The 17,757-nt window shown below is 34.7% G+C and carries 14 protein-coding genes and 3 tRNA genes; 10 read left to right on the top strand and 7 right to left on the bottom strand.

The genetic code is table 11. The features are described from left to right. Positions 1–160 precede the first annotated feature (160 nt). Positions 161–577, top strand: a complete 417-nt coding sequence (locus AB674_RS16840) for a DUF1573 domain-containing protein (RefSeq protein WP_047778439.1) — start codon at positions 161–163, stop codon at positions 575–577. A 166-nt stretch (positions 578–743) separates the two neighbouring features. Next, positions 744–2,327 carry a murein L,D-transpeptidase gene (locus AB674_RS16835; protein ID WP_047778519.1) on the top strand — a complete coding sequence of 528 codons (1,584 nt, stop codon included), beginning with the start codon at positions 744–746 and terminating at the stop codon, positions 2,325–2,327. A gap of 80 nt (positions 2,328–2,407) precedes the next feature. Here AB674_RS16835 and AB674_RS23105 read toward each other — a convergent pair whose 3' ends face one another. Further along, positions 2,408–2,620 carry a DUF5615 family PIN-like protein gene (locus tag AB674_RS23105; protein WP_316931893.1) on the bottom strand — a complete coding sequence of 71 codons (213 nt, stop codon included), beginning with the start codon at positions 2,618–2,620 and terminating at the stop codon, positions 2,408–2,410. Positions 2,621–2,716: 96 nt separating this feature from the next. Next, positions 2,717–2,947 (bottom strand): DUF433 domain-containing protein, encoded by a 231-nt coding sequence (locus AB674_RS16830; protein ID WP_047778438.1) that lies wholly within the window; start codon positions 2,945–2,947, stop codon positions 2,717–2,719. Between the two features lie 110 nt (positions 2,948–3,057). On the opposite strand from AB674_RS16830, the gene AB674_RS16825 reads away from it, so the two are divergent. The 3 genes from AB674_RS16825 to AB674_RS16815 all read left to right on the top strand — a co-directional run bounded on the left by AB674_RS16825 (position 3,058) and on the right by AB674_RS16815 (position 8,606). Then, on the top strand, positions 3,058–4,014 hold the full coding sequence (locus AB674_RS16825; RefSeq protein WP_047778437.1) for an aldo/keto reductase: 957 nt from the start codon (positions 3,058–3,060) through the stop codon (positions 4,012–4,014). A 719-nt stretch (positions 4,015–4,733) separates the two neighbouring features. Next, on the top strand, positions 4,734–5,807 hold the full coding sequence (locus tag AB674_RS16820; RefSeq protein WP_047778436.1) for an outer membrane beta-barrel protein: 1,074 nt from the start codon (positions 4,734–4,736) through the stop codon (positions 5,805–5,807). Between the two features lie 1,311 nt (positions 5,808–7,118). Beyond that, positions 7,119–8,606 (top strand): T9SS type A sorting domain-containing protein, encoded by a 1,488-nt coding sequence (locus AB674_RS16815; RefSeq protein WP_047778435.1) that lies wholly within the window; start codon positions 7,119–7,121, stop codon positions 8,604–8,606. A gap of 602 nt (positions 8,607–9,208) precedes the next feature. On the opposite strand, the gene AB674_RS16810 is transcribed toward AB674_RS16815, so the two are convergent. The 5 genes from AB674_RS16810 to AB674_RS16790 form a co-directional block, all read right to left on the bottom strand. Continuing rightward, positions 9,209–10,114, bottom strand: a complete 906-nt coding sequence (locus AB674_RS16810) for an N-acetylmuramoyl-L-alanine amidase (protein WP_047778434.1) — start codon at positions 10,112–10,114, stop codon at positions 9,209–9,211. Between the two features lie 33 nt (positions 10,115–10,147). Next, positions 10,148–10,699, bottom strand: coding sequence for a hypothetical protein (locus tag AB674_RS16805; RefSeq protein WP_047778433.1), 552 nt, complete (start codon positions 10,697–10,699; stop codon positions 10,148–10,150). Positions 10,700–10,741: 42 nt separating this feature from the next. Then, entirely contained in the window at positions 10,742–12,055 is a 1,314-nt protein-coding gene (gene rimO, locus AB674_RS16800; RefSeq protein WP_047778432.1) for a 30S ribosomal protein S12 methylthiotransferase RimO, read from the bottom strand. 214 nt (positions 12,056–12,269) lie between these two features. After that, entirely contained in the window at positions 12,270–13,772 is a 1,503-nt protein-coding gene (locus AB674_RS16795) for an OmpP1/FadL family transporter (protein WP_047778431.1), read from the bottom strand. Between the two features lie 50 nt (positions 13,773–13,822). Continuing rightward, entirely contained in the window at positions 13,823–14,917 is a 1,095-nt protein-coding gene (locus tag AB674_RS16790) for a hypothetical protein (protein ID WP_047778430.1), read from the bottom strand. Positions 14,918–15,019: 102 nt separating this feature from the next. Here AB674_RS16790 and proS point away from each other — a divergent pair, with 102 nt between their 5' ends. The 5 genes from proS to rpsT all read left to right on the top strand — a co-directional run bounded on the left by proS (position 15,020) and on the right by rpsT (position 17,286). Then, positions 15,020–16,498 (top strand): proline--tRNA ligase, encoded by a 1,479-nt coding sequence (proS, locus tag AB674_RS16785; protein WP_047778429.1) that lies wholly within the window; start codon positions 15,020–15,022, stop codon positions 16,496–16,498. A 78-nt stretch (positions 16,499–16,576) separates the two neighbouring features. Next, a tRNA-Glu gene (locus AB674_RS16780) sits at positions 16,577–16,648 on the top strand. 43 nt (positions 16,649–16,691) lie between these two features. Then, positions 16,692–16,763, top strand: a tRNA-Glu gene (locus AB674_RS16775). Between the two features lie 44 nt (positions 16,764–16,807). Beyond that, positions 16,808–16,879 (top strand) — tRNA-Glu (locus tag AB674_RS16770). A 155-nt stretch (positions 16,880–17,034) separates the two neighbouring features. Beyond that, complete coding sequence (rpsT, locus tag AB674_RS16765) at positions 17,035–17,286, top strand: 30S ribosomal protein S20 (protein WP_047778428.1); 252 nt, start codon at positions 17,035–17,037, stop codon at positions 17,284–17,286. Positions 17,287–17,757 lie beyond the last annotated feature (471 nt).

Raw genomic sequence — 17,757 nt, 5'->3', positions numbered from 1 at the left:
GAAATGCAATTTACAAGTGTAATATTAATCAAAAATTAAATCAAAAATACCCATTAACAAGTTGTTAACAAAGATTTGAAACCGCTTAACAGCGAATTGTTTTCTTCTAAAGTACTTTTGAAATGTAAAATTGAACCAGTAACCATTAAATAAAAATACTATGAAAATAATTAAAATTTCGATGTTAGTTTTAGCTTTAGGATTAATGTCTTTTTCTGCAATCGCACCGGTTGAATCTTTAACTTCTACTCCAAAAATGGAGGAAGCTACAGCTTCAGTAATTGTTTGGAAAGCAGAAACAATTGATGTTGGTCAAATTCCACAAGGAACTCCAAAAGCAATTGTTTATGAATTTAAAAATACAGGAAAAACTGCAGTAGTTATTACTAATGTTCAGGGATCTTGTGGTTGTACTGCAACAGATTATACTAAAGAGCCAATTTTACCTGGTAAATCGGCAAAAGTAACGGCAACTTATAATGCAGCAAACAAAGGTGGTTTTACAAAAACGGTTACGGTAACTACCAGTGCCGAAACTACGCCTAAAGTCCTTACTTTAAAAGGGACTGTTATCTAAGAGTTTTAAATAGATTAGTTATAAAGAGGAAAACTCCGGATATGTAATGTATCCGGAGTTTTTTGCGTTTTTAAAGGTTAATAATGTTGTGATTAGGTCCGTATTTATTTTTTTACAAAAGAGCGGTTTTCATGAAAACTTTTTTATTTTTATTAAAAATATCATTATGAAAATTTTGTATCCGCTTGCCGCAGTTATCATTCTTTTTATTGCTGTTTCCTGTAATTCTAAATCAAATGATAAAGAAGAAAAACACAAAAAGACTTTAAAAGCAGAAGTGCCCGAACTTAAGATTTCTATTGACAGTACAGACATTGCCATTTTTTATCAAACGTATCCTAAATTAGTTAAATTTCAGGGAGACGTTTCCTCGTTGTACAAGAAAAAAAACGACACTCAATTGTGGTTAGATAATAAAGGAGTAGTAGAGTTTGGCAGCACCTTGTTTAATAAATACAAAAATTTGGGAGACGAAGGATTGAAAACCAATTTTCCGTACAACGAAAAGATAAATCCAATTTTCGAACGTCTGGGTGACAATAAATTATCACAGGTTGATACGGACTTAATGATCACGAATTTGTATTTCTATTATGCAGAAAAAGTATACGGTGGAGTCGATGAAAAAACAACAACTTCTTTAGAATGGCTTTTGCCGCGAAAAAAACTGAATTATCAGGTCTTTTCGGATTCTATTTTCAAACATGCTACCATTAATGATGATAATAAAAGTAAAATGTTCAGTCAGTATTATAAACTGCGTGAAGCACTGAAAAAATACAGATCAATTGAGAAAAAAGGAGGATGGAAAACGATTGAAGTCGACGAGGATTTTAAAAGTTTTAAAGTGGGAGATTCAGCAACTGCAATTGCTCAAATTAGAGAGAGACTTGCTATCACCGGAGAATTAAAAGAAAATAATAAAAGTGCGGTATGTGATTCGATTCTAATTTCAGCAATGAAAGATTACCAAATGCATCATGGCAATACACCAAAAAATACAATCTTAAAAGAACATATTGATGAATTGAATCTTCCGGTTTCAGATCGCATCAAGACGATTATAGTAAATATGGAGCGTTGCAGGTGGATTGACCCGGGATTGGAAAAAGGTAAAGAATACATTGAAGTTAATATTCCGGAGTTTAAATTATATCTGATTCGGGATCATGAAATTACTTTTGTTTCAGAGGTGGTAGTTGGTAAAGCAATGACGAAAACCGTTATTTTTAGCGGTATGATGAATAATATTGTTTTTAGTCCTTATTGGAATGTTCCGCAAAGTATTATCAATAAAGAGATTAAACCCGGAATGGCTAAAAACAAGAATTACTTGGCTGAAAAACACTTAGAATGGAATAATGGCGCGGTGCGACAAGTACCCGGAGTAAATAATTCGCTTGGTTTGGTGAAGTTTTTATTTCCAAATTCAAACAACATTTATTTACATGACACACCGGCAAAAAGTTTGTTCGAAAGAGAAAACAGAGCCTTCAGTCACGGATGCGTTCGCGTAGCAAAACCAAGAGAGCTAGCGATTGAACTTCTAAAAAATGATCCAAAATGGACACCACAACGAATTGAGAAAGCCATGCACGCCGGAAAAGAAAGCTGGTACACGTTAAAAAAGAAAGTTCCGGTTTATATCGGTTATTTTACCGCATGGGTAGATCGAAAAGGACGATTGAATTTCTATAAAGATGTCTATCAAAGAGACGAAAGCCTTCTGAAATTATTAACGGAGGGGTAAAGGATTGAACTAACCGTTTATCTAAACCCGACAGATTTTTGAAACCTGTTGGGTTTGTTTTTTTATTCAAACGGAAATAATTAATAAACTTCCAAAATCATCAATTCGTTATTTAAAATAAATGATTTAATAATTTCTTTTGTGTTTTTGTTAAAAGTTTTTAAAATTATAACTTTTGGAGGAGCTCCTTTTAAAAGTGATAATTTTTCGAAATCATCGTCAAGAGTGAGAATCGTAAAGTCATTTTGTTTAGCAAAATTCCAAATTTCAATATCTTTTGCGGGTTGATTTATTTGAATGTCTTTAGAATGTAAACAATTAGAAAAATCATTTTCAATAAGTTAGTTTGATTATTCTCTATGAAATATTTGCATCTAATAGTAATTTCATTAGGCAGCAATTATTTTTGTTATATTCTCTCTATTGGCCGCAAATGCCAGAGACGCAAGAATATGTTCTTTTTTTAATTCAGGGAAGTCTTCTATAATATCATCATAAGACATTCCTGTAGATAACCAAGAAAGGATATCGGAAACGCAAATTCTGGTTCCTGTGATAATAGGTTTACCAAATCGGATATCCGGATCTATAGAAATCAAGTTTTGCCAGTTAGTATTCATAATTTTATGCTTTAAACAAATTTACAAAAATAAAGGACTATTTGCGTTTAAAATAATTGAGATTGTTTCTACCTTTAAAACCTATATACTTTAACCATTAAACCAAAACAATGAAATACAACAGATGTGGGAAAAGCGGACTACTGTTACCTGAAATCTCTCTAGGGTTATGGCATAACTTTGGGTCAGTTGATAACTTTGAAAATGCGGAAAGCATCGCCAAAGAAGCTTTTGATAAAGGGATAACGCATTTTGATTTAGCAAATAATTACGGACCGGTTCCGGGTTCTGCCGAAGAAAATTTTGGTAAAATACTATGGCATAATTTTCAAGGAAATCTACGTGATAAAATCGTGATCGCTACCAAAGCCGGTTATACCATGTGGGATGGACCTTATGGAGATTGGGGATCCCGTAAATATCTGTTGTCTAGCTTAGATCAGAGTTTAAAACGCATGAATATTGATTATGTAGATATTTTTTATTCTCACCGCCCCGATCCTGAAACACCAATTGAAGAAACCATGATGGCTCTAGATCATGCCGTAAGATGCGGAAAAGCATTGTATGTCGGAATCAGTAATTATTCCGCAGAACAAACCAGAGTTGCCGTTGATGTCCTGCAGCAATTGGGAACACCTTGTTTGATTCACCAAGCCAAATATTCAATGTTAGAACGTTGGGTAGAGAATGGTTTGTTGGATGTTTTGGAAGAAAAGGGAGTAGGATGTATTGCATTTTCACCATTAGCGCAAGGGCTTTTAACCGATAAGTATTTAAGCGGAATCCCGGAAAATTCCAGAGCACATAATCCAAACGGACATTTAAAAGAAGATGAGGTGACTCAGGAACGCATTCAGAAATTAGTTCAGTTAAATGAAATTGCTCAAAATAGAGGCCAGTCTTTGGCACAAATGGCACTGGCCTGGCTCCAAAAAGACAAAAGAATTACTTCCGTTTTAATCGGTGCAAGTTCTGTCAGACAATTGAATAACAATATCGAGTGCCTGCAAAAACAAGATTTCTCTTCAGACGAATTAAATGCAATCGAATTGGTCCTGAAATAATTCAATAGCTTTTCTATGTTTGATCCTCTTAAGCATGAATTTGCAATAGAAGACCATAAGTAGAAATTTATATGTATTGTTTTTGTCGGATTAAGGTCGCTGTAAAAACGATACGCTTAATAATGAAAAAAATGCGGAATTAACTAAGCAATTTTGTAAAACTATAGCAAGTAGAATTTGATTCTTTTTTATACGTTATTCTTGAGCCCGTTCATAAATTGAACGGGCTTTTTTGTTGTTTGTAATTGTAAGAATTTTTGCTTCTTATTTGTTTTCGCTTCTTAGTGTTGTAATTGAGTTTTGTTTTTCTTTAGTTTTTTATAAAATTTAATTGACCCTATTTTTTTAAGGGGTTATGTGTTTTTATTTTTATTTTAACGTCAATTTTTAATATTTTTTATAAGTAATTTTCTAATAACTGCTATTTTTTAGTGGCTATTCGTGTTTTTTGTGTTGTTGAATTTTTAAAAATAAATCGCTGTAAATATCAAATAGTGATTTTAGAGAAGTAAATTTTTGTAATCCGTAATTCTTGCTTTAAAACATCAAAAAAATAGATTTTGATTCTCCTACTCATACAAAAGTTAATAAATTCGCTAAGGAAAATGAAGAGGTTTGAGGGATAAATTTGAGGTTTTAGAGATGACATATACTAGCAAATAGATATAGAAAAGAATAACTAACCAAAATCAATTAACAACTAAAAACCAATTAAAAACATGAAAAAAACATTTCACATTTTAGCCGCCATGTTAACCAGTTCCTTTGTATTTGCCCAAGATGATAGTGAAAAACAAGTATCTCCTGCAACTACTTTTGCCGGATCTGCAGACGCCTATTATAAATATGATTTTTCGAAACAATTGAATGGCTTAACAAGCTTCACCAACTCTCAAGATTCATTCGAGTTAGGGATGGCCTCTATTGAAGCTTCTCACTCATTCAAAAAAGGATCCGTTTTTGTAGATTTAGGTTTCGGAAAAAGAGCAGGTGAATTTTCATACAATGAAACAACAGATAAAGATATTACGGCTAAATTTTTAATCAAGCAATTGTATTTTACGTATGAGATAACAGATAAATTTAAAGTAGTCGCAGGTAGTTTTGGTACTCATATCGGTTATGAATTGGTAGATGCGGTAGACAATAAAAACTACAGTATGTCTTATGCTTTCTCTTATGGGCCGTTTTTCAATACAGGTGTAAAAGCGCAATATACAACAGGGAAATTTTCGGCTATGTTCGGAATAACAAATCCGACCGATTTTAAATCAGCAATGGATGCAGGGACAAAACAGAAAACGTATATAGGACAATTGGGATATGTAGGCGATACGGGAAGTGCTTATTTGAATTTTACTTCCGGAAGTACTAATCCAGCATCAGACGAAAATAAAACGCAATTTGATTTTGTAGCTTCAAAAACAATAAGCGACAGTTTTGGACTTGGCTTTAATGCTACTTATGCTAAAACAACAAATGATTTTAACAGTACATTAGACGGAGAGTGGTTTTCATTAGTAGGGTATGCCAATTATGCTTTCAAGGAAACTTTAAGTTTGGCTTATCGAATGGAATTTTTTAACGCCAAAGATGCTGCTCCAAGTTTAGGAACACTTACAGGGTCAAATGTATTTGCGAACACGGTTTCACTAAACTATAAAGTTGGAAAGTTAACTATTATCCCAGAGTTGAGATATGATGCCGCCTCTGAAGATATTTTTAAAGACACTGACGCTCTTCCAACTGGTGGAATGTTTTTTGCTCTACTTGCTACAACATACTCTTTCTAAGAGATAAAGATTGATATTTTTTTTTTTTTTTTGGAGCTGTCAAAACGTGCAAATGTTTTGGCAGCTTTTTTATTTAATTTGTGTTGAGAGCTTGATTAACTTGGCTTATTTTACAAGACATGATTGTTAAAAATAGAGCTTTTGCTTCTCTATGAGGCAAGTCGCTTGGTATTACCGGACTAACCGGAGGTATCGGTTTATCTTCTTTGCTTGTAATTTGATTTTTTTAAATTTTTAGTTGTTGATTTTCCAAGCGCTTTACAGACTTACTGTTTAAATGTACTTATTAGCTTTAAATAAATTAGAGGATAGTTTTTTAATAATAAACAAGTATAATTCGATTCAAGGCATTAATAAAGAAGATTATAATTTAATGTAGGAAAATGATGTATTTTGATAACTTAATTCAAGATGGTAGTTCCAAAAGCATAAAAAATACAAGAGAAGTATGGTAAGCTTGTTTTACGAACCAATAAATCTTACCAATGTTTTGTAAAGATGAAATTATATAATTTTTTGTTTAATAGATGATATTTAAAAAAAAGAATTAATCATATACAAAATCATGTAATACAGGTATGTGTGTAGTGAAGTCATCTTGACTGAATTGTTTTTTAGCCAATTTTTATGGTAAGCATTTTTTGGCGATAAAGTTCAGGAAGTAGTATGGATTTAGTGCCAATAGGCTTGATAAAACAGAATTAACAGTTGGCTACATAAAGATGAGTATATTTTAATACTGTTTATTTGAGATTTTAAGTTCAGTTTTAAAGACTTCTGCTGTGAAATGCAGTATGTCATCTATTTTTCCCGGTTGCTGTATGCAATTATAGGAAAATCGCACATATAGTTTAGCATAGAAAATGGTGTGGTTATTCAGGTTTTATGAAAAAATAATTTTAGGGTGTTGAGGTGCAGTTCGCAACCAAAAAAAGATGATATAGTAATTAGCTTTTAATTTCACTCCTGGAATAGCAGCCGTTGCAAAAGTTCTTGGAAAATTGATTGATAAGTTACCTCATGAAGCTTTTATTTAGAACAATAGTTTTATTTAGATTACTATTTAGGAGATACTGTTTTTTTAAGAAGATAAGTGTTTTTTGAGGATTTAATGAAAATCATATTCCAAGAGGACAGAAACAAGTATTAGTGCTATTTAGAAACTTTTTCGAAGAACCATACATGCAGTAATTTCAGAAGTTTTTTTATAAAACTTACTCAGTTTGTATTTGGACTACAATTAAACAAATCAATTAACGAACAATTTTAATTATTTATAGAAATAGCTTTATTAACCTTAAAATTTTTATTATGAAAATCAAATTATTTGTTTTATTGTTTCCCATACTTGGATTTGGACAAGTGCAAATTGGAGGTGATATTAATGGGAAGGAAATTGCCAGTGAAAGTGGTTCCAGTGTTTCGCTTTCTGCTAATGGGAGAATTTTGGCTATCGGAGCACCGGATAGAGTAGATGCAGCTGGAGACTATACAGGGGTGGTTCGGGTCTATGAAAATAAGGAAGGAGTTTGGACACAGTTAGGGGATTCTTTTTATGGAATTGATGATGATGAAAATAATGGTACTAGTGTTTCTCTATCCGGAGATGGTAGTGTTTTAGCTATTGGAGCGCCAGGTAATGATATAAAAGAGATAAATGCAGGTGCGGTGCGGGTATATAAAAATAATGCAGGAGTCTGGAAGCAGATAGGAAATGTTATTTACGGAAGTGATAATAGTTGGAGTGGTACGAGTATTTCCCTTTCCGCAGATGGTACTATTTTGGCTGTTGGTGCGCCCCATGATGATAATGTTCAGTTTGCTTCGGGGATGGTTCAGGTATATGAAAATAAGGGAGGTGCTTGGGTGTCTCTTGGAAATCCAATCTATGGAAAGGGAAGGTTTGATTTGTGTGGTCAAAGTGTTTCGCTTTCTGCAGATGGTAATACTCTGGCAATCGGGTCCTCTTGTAGTAGTGTAAAGGGGAGGAATTCGGGTCAGGTGCGGGTATTTAAAAACAAAGGAAGGGTCTGGACACAGCTTGGAGGTGATATTGATGGGAAAGGAGCTGATGCTCAAAGCGGTTATAGTGTTTCACTTTCTGCAAATGGTACTATTTTGGCTGTCGGATCACCCTATTTTGGTGCAGGTTCTGGTCAGGTTCAAGTGTATAAGTGCAGCGCTGCAGGATTCTGGGGACAGATGGGACCGGTTATTACGGAGGGGACATCTTCATTCGGTTCTAGTATTTCGCTTTCTAATAATGGTAACACTTTGGCTGTTGGTGCTCCGGATTTAAATCAAGTTCAGGTGTATAAATATAATTCAGGAACTTCTTGGGGGCGAAAAGGAGTTGTCAACGAAAAAACACCTAGTGATCGAACCGGTCAAAGTGTTTTTATTTCTAGTGATGGTAGTACTTTGGCAATTGGGTCGCCTCATTATAATACTACGACTAAAGAATTATATTTGGTAGGTCAGGTTAGGGCGTTTGATTTATCTGATTTGAAAACCAGTAAATTCACCTATACAGAGGGTAATTCCGAATTGGGAGCAGATGATTTTAATTTAGTTAATCTTAGGTATTATCCAAATCCTGTTAGAGGTGAATTGTTTATTTCTTATGATAGAAAAATTACTAGTATAGCTGTTGTCGATTTGCAGGGTCAGGTCGTTGTTGAGAAATTTATTCATTCAACTCAAGGAAGTATTGATATGTCAAATTTTAAGCCTGGTGTTTATTTTCTAAATGTTACAGTTGCGGGTGAATCAAAAAATATAAAAATAATTAAAAAATAAATTAAACTTTTTAATTCTATTTTAAGTTAATGAAAGAAGTCGTTTGTGTTTTTTATCATTTTGCCACGAATTACACCAATTAAGTTTAAAATTATTGATGGAGAAGAATTGCTAAAGATTAAAGGATTAGGATGATTTAACCTCAAAGGCAAAGAAATAATTCATGTAATTTGTAGCGGAAAAGAAACCATTTTAATTCTATCTAACTCTTTTTTAAAGTTAGTGATGAATAAGTCGTTAGTGTTTCTTGTTTTTTAGTATTTTCCACGAATTAAGTTTTAAAATTATAGGTAGAGAATCATTGCCAAAGATTAAAGGATTAGGATGATTTACCCCGCAACAACAAAGAAACAATTTGCGAAAATTAGTGTAATTCGTGCGGAAAAGAAATCATTTTGATCCTTTAATCTGTGGCTTTTTTTTACTCATAGGCCTGTGAAGTTAGCAACTCTTTGCCCCAAAATCCTAAATGCGCTTTCTTGAAATCTGCGACCAGTTTAAATGATTGATTTATAGATTATTGTAATTCAGGCAACTGATTAGATGGCTTAGGAATAGTTTATTTTGATTATTGAGAATTATTCGAAAAGTACAAAGATGAATTATTGAATCTGTTTTTTGTAAATAGAGTAAATAGTATCTATCGTTTTTCTATCTAAAACAGAAGTTGTATCCGTCTGTATATAATGTAGTTTAAAAGCCATTATTGCTGCCGAAAGATTTTTTGTATTGTATCCAATAATACGTAAAGCCTGTTCAATCTTAAAATCAAAAGGCGCTTCTTCCAGTATTTGATCCGGCCAGATTCCGAATCCTTTTTCTGCTAATGTTTTCCACGGAAACAAGGCGCTTGGGTCTTGTTTTCTTCCCGGTGCAATATCAGCATGTCCCAGTATATTTTGAGTTGGAATATTGTAATCTTTTTTTAATTTAGTCAAAAGAGCTACCAAACTACCAATTTGAGCTTCTGTAAAAGGTTTAAAGCCATTATTGTCAAGTTCAATACCAATTGAACTGGAGTTTAAATCAGTGTTTTTTCCCCAGGTAGAAGATCCGGCATGCCAAGCTCTTAAATAGTCATTCAGCATTTGAACAACTTTTCCGTTTTCCGAAATTATATAATGAGCACTTACCTGTGTTCTTGTCTTCGTAAAAGTGTTAATTGTTTGTTGCAGAGAATCTTGTGCAGTATGATGGATAACTATAAAACTTGGTTTTCTTAAGTTAAAATTAACCGTGCCAATCCATTCTGTATTGATGCCATTCAGTAAAACTGTAGATCCTGTTTTTGATAAGGTATCTTTTACAATGCCCAGTTGTTGCGCATATGTGGTGTCAATCACTACCGGGCTAACCGGAGGTATTGGTTTAGCTTCTTTGCTTGTAATTTGATTTTCTAAAGTTTTTAACTGCTGATCGTATGCTTTTTCTGTGTTTTTATATGGATTTGTCGAGCAGGAACAGATAATAAGTGCTAAAAGCAGATAACATAAATGTTTTTTCATCATAATCAATTACATTTTGGAATTAAGTTAAGCTAGTTATTCTTGAACTTTTTCTGTTTCGATACCTTCTTTTGCTTCTTTCTGTTCTTTAGCCTCTTTTTTCTTTTTTGACTTTGATTTTTTAACCTCTTTAAAATCAGTCATAAAGGAGTTGTATTTTTCAATCTGATCAGGATTAAGGAAAGCAGTTATTTTTTTTGTTGTGCTCTCTTTTAATGCTTTCATTTGTTCAATTTTCTGATCTTGACTACTGCTTTCGTTTTTCAGCAATATCCCTTGCTCTCTCAAGCTGTCAGCAAAAACATTTGTAATTGCAATAACCTGAAGTTCATCAAGATTTACAACCGGTTTCATCTGCTCTGTAATTTTAGCTGCAGTTTCTTCGGCAGGAATTTCTTTGGGTTTGCTGGGAGAGCCTTGCGGGCCTGCCTGCATCATGCTTCTGTCCATTCCCATTCCGCCGCCTCTTCCATAACCATTACCACCACCACCGTAACCATTGTTGTATCCATTTCCGTATTGAGCAGAAACAGAAGTAACACATAGTAACGTAAAAACTAAAAGAAATAAAGATTGAATAGATTTCATAAAAGTATTTTTGTCAAAAGTTAGCAAATATATAATGTAAATTTAAGCAGGTTCTCCGTATAAATCAAATTCTGTTGCTTCAATTATCTTGATATTAACAAAATCTCCCGTTTTTACATAATGTTTTGAGGCATCAATTAAAACTTCATTATCAACATCAGGGCTATCAAACTCAGTTCTTCCAACAAAATGAGCGCCTTCTTTTCTGTCAATGATGCATTTGAAAACTTTTCCAACTTTTTCCTGGTTCAAATCCCATGAAATTTGAGATTGTAATTCCATGATTTCATTTGCTCTGGCTTGTTTTACGTCATCCGGTACATCATCTTCAAGTAAATAGGCGTGTGTGTTTTCTTCGTGTGAATATGCAAAACATCCCATTCGGTCAAATTTCATTTCCTGAACGAAATCTTTCAAAATTTCAAAGTCTTCCTGAGTTTCACCAGGATATCCAACAATTAAGGTTGTTCTGATCGCCATTCCCGGAACAGAAGCACGGAATTCTTTTAATAATTGAGTTGTTTTTGCCTGTGTAGTTCCACGACGCATTGATTTCAGAATAGAATCTGAAATGTGTTGTAGCGGAATATCAATATAATTACAGATTTTAGGCTCGCGCTTCATGATTTCCAAAACATCCATCGGGAAACCGGTAGGGAAAGCATAATGTAAACGAATCCATTCAATTCCTTCGACTTTTACTAAGGCTTCCAGAAGTTCACCAAGATTTCTCTTTTTATATAAATCAAGACCATAATACGTTAGATCCTGAGCAATTAAAATCAATTCTTTAACGCCATTTTTTGCTAAACCTTCAGCTTCTTTAACCAATTTTTCAATGGATTGAGAAACGTGTTTACCACGCATAAGCGGAATAGCGCAGAAACTGCAAGGTCTGTCGCAACCTTCGGCGATTTTTAAATAAGCGTAATTTTTAGGCGTTGTAGTTAAACGTTCTCCTAACAATTCGTGTTTGTAATCGGCTCCTAAGGCTTTTAATAATTGTGGTAATTCTGTTGTACCAAAATATTGATCTACATTTGGGATCTCTTTTTCTAAATCAGGTCTGTAGCGCTCAGATAAACATCCGGTTACGAAAACTTTATCTACGAGTCCTTTGTCTTTTTTATCAGCATATTCCAAAATCATATTTACTGACTCTGCTTTTGCATTATCAATAAAACCACAAGTGTTAATTACGATGATGTTTCCTTCTCTCTCTGCAGGAGCCTCATGCTCAACTTCTTTTCCGCTTGCACGAAGTTGCCCCATTAAGACTTCACTGTCATATACATTCTTCGAACACCCAAGAGTGATTACGTTAATTTTGTTCTTTTTTAAAGACTTGGTTCTCATACTTTTATAAATTGGAGTGCAAAATTACACTTTTTTATTCAAACACCGCTTGTTTCGGTTTGTTTTAGGTGATTTTTGTGAACCGGATTGCGCTATTTAAATAGGATCTGTATTACTTATAGAGGTTTAAAAAATGATTTAGCTCTAATTTTGAATAAAAAAAACCGTTAAGTATAAACCTAACGGAAATTAAAGCATTCTATTTTATTTCTAATTACAATTCAAATAATAAAGTCAAAGAAACATTATTTAGTTTCGATGTGATGTTGGCTCCGTCAGTAAATCCGGTGGCGAAAAACCCCTGATTTGTTTTTCTTTCTAAATAAGAATAGGCTAAATCTACTTTTGTGCTACCGAAATTATAGCCTAAACCACCTGAGTAACTGTTTAGGTCGCCAATTGTTGTCTTGTTTTTATAAGGGCTGCCTTCATAGCGGTATCCGCCACGGAGACTTAATTGTTTAATTTTGTACTCTGCACCGATTCTTAATTCTGCGGCACTGGTTAAAGTGTTGCTCATTTCGTTGTTTAGACCTCTAAAACCTTGATCACTTGTTGGTTTGTATTTTGTGTTTCCGTAATCTTTAATGGCGTAGTCAATACTGATTAAACCAGATTTTCCGAATACATAAGCACCACTAAAAGTTACTTTTCCCGGAGTTTGTAAGGTATAAGGTTTGTAAACGTTTACAACATTTGGGTTAACAGATTCATATTTTTCTGGTCCTCCTGCTGCTTGTCTGGTAGTGTATAGACTTTGAGATATTTCATCATTAAGTTCGTACCAGGTATTAGATTCGTAAGCAAAACCAAGACGGAACGATTCGGTAACTTTTGCAATGGCTCCAAGTTGAAAAGAGAAGCCATTCCCGTAAGTGTACTGATTGTTGTTAAAACGCAGGTCTGATATTGTTTCACCAGATTGTAGTGCGTTGCGGTTGCTTTCATAAAAACTACTTGATCTTCTGAAGTCCGTAACGTGTACATTTAGATTTGCACCTATATAAAGACGGTCTTTGTATGATGTCGAGATATTGAAACTTGCCTTGCTGTTGTATCCACTGGTGTAAACTTCGTTTTTATGGTCATAATTACCACCAGAAGGTACTCCTGAGGTGTATAATGTGTTGCTGTTGTTTGGGGTTACGGGATAAATAACTTTACCGTTATATCCGAAAAAAGCTTGTTGTTCGTCATAGAACTGATCGCCGTAGTTGATGTTTGTGATGTCTCCTAAAGGAATTCCATTAGCATAAGCTAAAAAATACTTATCAATTGAATTTCTTGGATTTGTTCCGGCAGAGAAAATATTGTTGTCAAAATTGTTTGTGTTCTCATAAGTAGCTCCAATTGCTATTTTTTTCCAGTTGTTGTTAGGATTTCTGTCGTGAAAAACAAAAACAGCTCCAGCCTGATTCAGGATGAAAGAGTTTTCGTTGTCACTTGTTTGGGTTCCGAAATAATTGGAGTTGTTCTTTTTACTTTGATTGCTGAAAGTTACTCCAGCTTGATTGTTTAAGAATATTGCTGATCCTGCAGGGTTGACTGTCAAAGAAGACAGATCGCCTCCAACTGCTCCGAAAGCGCCGCTCATTGCTCTGAATCGGGCAGTTCCGGTAATGTTGTCTTGTGCGTAACGCATTGCATCTGAAACTTCTTGAGAATGTGAGACGCTAACAGATAGTCCTGCTATAAATAGGAAGAATATTTTTTTCATTTGGTTTAATTTTAGATGATTTTGAAGGGGTGTTAAAAACAGAAGAGAAATTATCTTCTGCCGCCACCGCCACCGCCGTACGATCTACCGCCACCGCCACCGCCGCCAGAAGATCTCATGCTTCCACCACCACTATTCGTTGAGCGTGATGGACTTGGAGAATAACTTCTCGTTGGAGCGCTGTTGTTGCCGTTATTGTAATTGTAGTTTCGGGTTGTTGTGTTGTTGTTGTTGTTATACGATCTTCTGTTTGAATTATCGTAGCTATTACTCTGACCTTGTGAGTACGTTCTGTTTGTAAAAGTAGGATTCGTTGTTGTTCTTCCGTTTACAGTAGAACTTCTTCTATAGTCGGTATAGTTATTTTGTCTGTTTGTGTTAGAGTAGCTTCTGTCCGTGTTATAGCTTCTGTTTGTAAAATTTCGGCTGCTATTGTCTCTGTTGGTGAAGTTTCTGTTACTGTAGCTTCTGTCAGTATAACTTCTATTGGTGTAGTTTCTATTGCTGTAGCTTCTGTCAGTATAACCTCTGTTGGTGTAATCTCTGTTTACGCCATAATTTCTTCCGCCGTAGTAAGCTGCAGAACCTCTTCTTCCGTAGTTATAAGCATAATTGTTATATCCGTATCCGCCGCCCCAGTATCCGGGATAGCCTCCCCATCCGTAACCAGGTCCCCAATATCCAGGGTAGCCCCATCCATATCCGGGATAACCCCAATAACCGCCACCATAACCCCATCCTAATCCATAGTAAGGGTAACCCCATCCCATAGAAAGACCCCATGACCATGTAGTGTCAGGGTAATAGTTGATGGCTACTTCTGTGGTGCTACTTCCCCAGGCTGGGTATGATGTAGCCGCAGTTTGTGTGCTGTCATTTTCAGCATAATTACCATAATTATCTACGTCTGTAAAAATTTCGGTAGACTGATTGTCGTCTTGCAGCGACTTAAAGTAATCTTTATATTGATTATTCGTATTAGTGGTGGTTGTTTGTGCGTAGGTGCTTCGTGTAGTACCGTAAACACCGTCATTATCTTGATAAGACGTATTTTGGTAAGAACCACACGATGTTAGTAGAAAACTCAATAATCCGATTAGGTAAAAATAACTTGAGTTTTGGCGGAGTGAAAGAGAAGTTTTCATATCTGTGGTGTTTTTTATTGTTGCACATTACAAAAATAGTTAGTTTTGTCAAACTATTTAGTTAAAAAATAATAAAACAAAATTTGTGCCAAACTATTCAATATGAGTAAGAACCTCACTACAAGATCAGAAGATTATTCGAAATGGTATAACGAGCTGGTTGTAAAAGCAGATCTAGCTGAAAACTCAGGAGTTAGAGGATGTATGGTTATTAAACCTTACGGATACGCCATTTGGGAAAAAATGCAGGCTGAGTTAGACAGGATGTTTAAAGAGACAGGGCATCAGAATGCTTATTTTCCTCTATTCGTGCCTAAAAGCATGTTTGAGGCTGAAGAAAAAAATGCAGAAGGATTTGCAAAAGAATGTGCAATCGTAACACATTATAGATTAAAAAATGACCCGGATAAACCCGGAAAACTAATGGTTGATCCAAATGCGAAACTGGAGGAGGAGCTTATCGTTCGTCCAACAAGTGAAGCTATTATTTGGTCTACTTATAAAGGATGGGTGCAATCGTACCGAGATTTGCCTTTGTTGATTAATCAATGGGCTAATGTGGTGCGTTGGGAAATGCGTACGCGTTTGTTTTTAAGAACAGCTGAGTTTTTATGGCAAGAAGGGCATACAGCTCACGCTACAAAAGCAGAAGCTTTAGAAGAGTCTGAAAAAATGATGACTGTTTATGCTGATTTTGTAGAGAACTTCATGGCAATTCCGGTTGTTAAAGGTATAAAAACCGAAACAGAACGTTTTGCGGGTGCAGATGAAACCTATTGTATTGAAGCATTAATGCAAGATGGAAAAGCTTTACAAGCTGGTACATCACACTTTTTAGGTCAGAATTTCGCAAAAGCATTTGATGTGAAGTTTGCTAACGCCGAAGGGAAACAAGAGCATGTATGGGGGACTTCTTGGGGAGTTTCTACTCGTTTGATGGGGGCGTTGGTTATGACGCACTCTGATGACCAAGGATTGGTTTTGCCTCCTAATTTAGCGCCAATACAAGTGGTTATTGTTCCTATTCATAAAACAGATGAACAGTTAGAGCAAATTACTACTGCTGTAAATGAATTGACAGCTAAGCTTAGAAAATTAAAGATTTCGGTTAAATATGACGACAGAACAACCCAAAAACCAGGATTCAAGTTTGCAGAATGGGAATTGAAAGGAGTTCCGGTTAGAATTGCTGTAGGACCAAAAGATTTGGAAAATGGTACTTTTGAAGTTGCAAGAAGAGATACTTTGACTAAAGAAGTGGTTGCTGCTGAAGGAATCGTGAATTATATAAATGATCTTTTGGAGCAGATTCAAAACGATTTATTCAATAAAGCTTTAGAATATCGTAATACGCATATTACGGAAGTAAATAGCTTTGAGGAGTTTAAAGAAGTTTTAGATGGTAAAGGTGGTTTTGTGTCGGCTCATTGGGACGGAACTGCGGCTACTGAAGAGAAAATAAAAGACCTGACAAAAGCAACAATTCGTTGTATTCCTTTGGACGCTGTTGAGGAGCTGGGAATCTGTGTTTTAACAGGAGAGAAATCGGCCCGAAGAGTACTGTTTGCTAAGGCTTATTAAAAAAAAATAACATTTTTTTGCTTCAGCTATTGTGCAACTTAAAAATAGTTGTATCTTTGCATCCGCATTAGAGAAGCAGGCCCGTTCGTCTATCGGTTAGGACGCATGGTTTTCATCCATGTAAGAGCGGTTCGATTCCGCTACGGGCTACTACTTTTTTTGCGAAATAAGTTATTTAACTTGATGTTATTATGGCCCGTTCGTCTATCGGTTAGGACGCATGGTTTTCATCCATGTAAGAGCGGTTCGATTCCGCTACGGGCTACAAATTTCAATTGATTACAATTGGAGAAAACTTAGAAGGAAGCTGGTCTGTTCGTCTAGGGGTTAGGACTCCAGGCTTTCGTCCTGGTAACAGGGGTTCGATTCCCTTACAGACTACAAAATTAGTTGTAAATTAGTTTTATAAAATAAGAGTTGGTGTCTCGATTTTTATTTTATTAGTTAAAACCAAAGTGATTGTTTTACAATTGTGGGAGGTTTTTCTTTTTTAACTAGTATTTATAATAATTATTACATCTAAAATTAAAGAAAAAATGGCAAATCATAAGTCAGCATTAAAAAGAATCAGAAGTAACGAAAAAAGAAGAGTTCTTAACAGATACCAACACAAGACTACTCGTAATGCAATTAAAGCATTAAGATTGTCTACTGAGAAATCTGATGCAGCTTCAAAATTATCAACTGTAATCTCTATGATTGATAAATTAGCTAAGAAAAACATCATTCATGATAATAAAGCTTCTAACTTGAAGTCTAAATTAACGAAACATGTTGCTAAATTGTAATTAAATACAATTTTTTAAAAATATAAAAGCCCTCTTCTGGAGGGCTTTTTTTTGTTTGGTGAAATTTTAAAAAAAGTAAAAATCTCGCAAAGTCGCAAAATCGCAAAGTTTTAATGGATCAGGTGTGAAAATTGAGATTAAGTAAAAGTGTGTCTAAACCATATAAGTGATGTAAGTTCATTTTAGATTTAGTTTGCGCTACATAAACACAAAGATTGTTGAATTAAATAAAAAAAAAGAAATCCATTTTAATCTTAAAAATCTGTGGCAAAGAAATAATGGATCGACACGAAAACCTGTGGAGTATCAAAAATTAAGCTTATATATTCGTTAATCTAAAAAGGACGAATAGATGTGAGAATTTAGTTTATCTAACACACACACACACACATACACACACACACACACAGTTTGTCCTTTCGACGAAGGAGAAATCTCCGCAAGAAACTCCGTAAAAACAAGCTCAGCAAA

This window comes from Flavobacterium sp. ABG (assembly GCF_001027725.1).
Taxonomy (GTDB): Bacteria; Bacteroidota; Bacteroidia; order Flavobacteriales; family Flavobacteriaceae; genus Flavobacterium; species Flavobacterium cupriresistens.
This window is presented reverse-complemented; position numbering and strand designations above follow the sequence as displayed.

What these genes read in the sequence shown, in the direction of transcription:
- AB674_RS16840 (WP_047778439.1), top strand. Translation starts at nt 161, where the DNA reads ATGAAAATAATTAAAATTTCGATGTTAGTTTTAGCTTTAGGATTAATG.
- AB674_RS16835 (WP_047778519.1), top strand. Translation starts at nt 744, where the DNA reads ATGAAAATTTTGTATCCGCTTGCCGCAGTTATCATTCTTTTTATTGCT.
- AB674_RS16830 (WP_047778438.1), bottom strand. Translation starts at nt 2,947, where the DNA reads ATGAATACTAACTGGCAAAACTTGATTTCTATAGATCCGGATATCCGA.
- AB674_RS16825 (WP_047778437.1), top strand. Translation starts at nt 3,058, where the DNA reads ATGAAATACAACAGATGTGGGAAAAGCGGACTACTGTTACCTGAAATC.
- AB674_RS16820 (WP_047778436.1), top strand. Translation starts at nt 4,734, where the DNA reads ATGAAAAAAACATTTCACATTTTAGCCGCCATGTTAACCAGTTCCTTT.
- AB674_RS16815 (WP_047778435.1), top strand. Translation starts at nt 7,119, where the DNA reads ATGAAAATCAAATTATTTGTTTTATTGTTTCCCATACTTGGATTTGGA.
- AB674_RS16810 (WP_047778434.1), bottom strand. Translation starts at nt 10,114, where the DNA reads ATGATGAAAAAACATTTATGTTATCTGCTTTTAGCACTTATTATCTGT.
- AB674_RS16805 (WP_047778433.1), bottom strand. Translation starts at nt 10,699, where the DNA reads ATGAAATCTATTCAATCTTTATTTCTTTTAGTTTTTACGTTACTATGT.
- rimO (WP_047778432.1), bottom strand. Translation starts at nt 12,055, where the DNA reads ATGAGAACCAAGTCTTTAAAAAAGAACAAAATTAACGTAATCACTCTT.
- AB674_RS16795 (WP_047778431.1), bottom strand. Translation starts at nt 13,772, where the DNA reads ATGAAAAAAATATTCTTCCTATTTATAGCAGGACTATCTGTTAGCGTC.
- AB674_RS16790 (WP_047778430.1), bottom strand. Translation starts at nt 14,917, where the DNA reads ATGAAAACTTCTCTTTCACTCCGCCAAAACTCAAGTTATTTTTACCTA.
- proS (WP_047778429.1), top strand. Translation starts at nt 15,020, where the DNA reads ATGAGTAAGAACCTCACTACAAGATCAGAAGATTATTCGAAATGGTAT.
- rpsT (WP_047778428.1), top strand. Translation starts at nt 17,035, where the DNA reads ATGGCAAATCATAAGTCAGCATTAAAAAGAATCAGAAGTAACGAAAAA.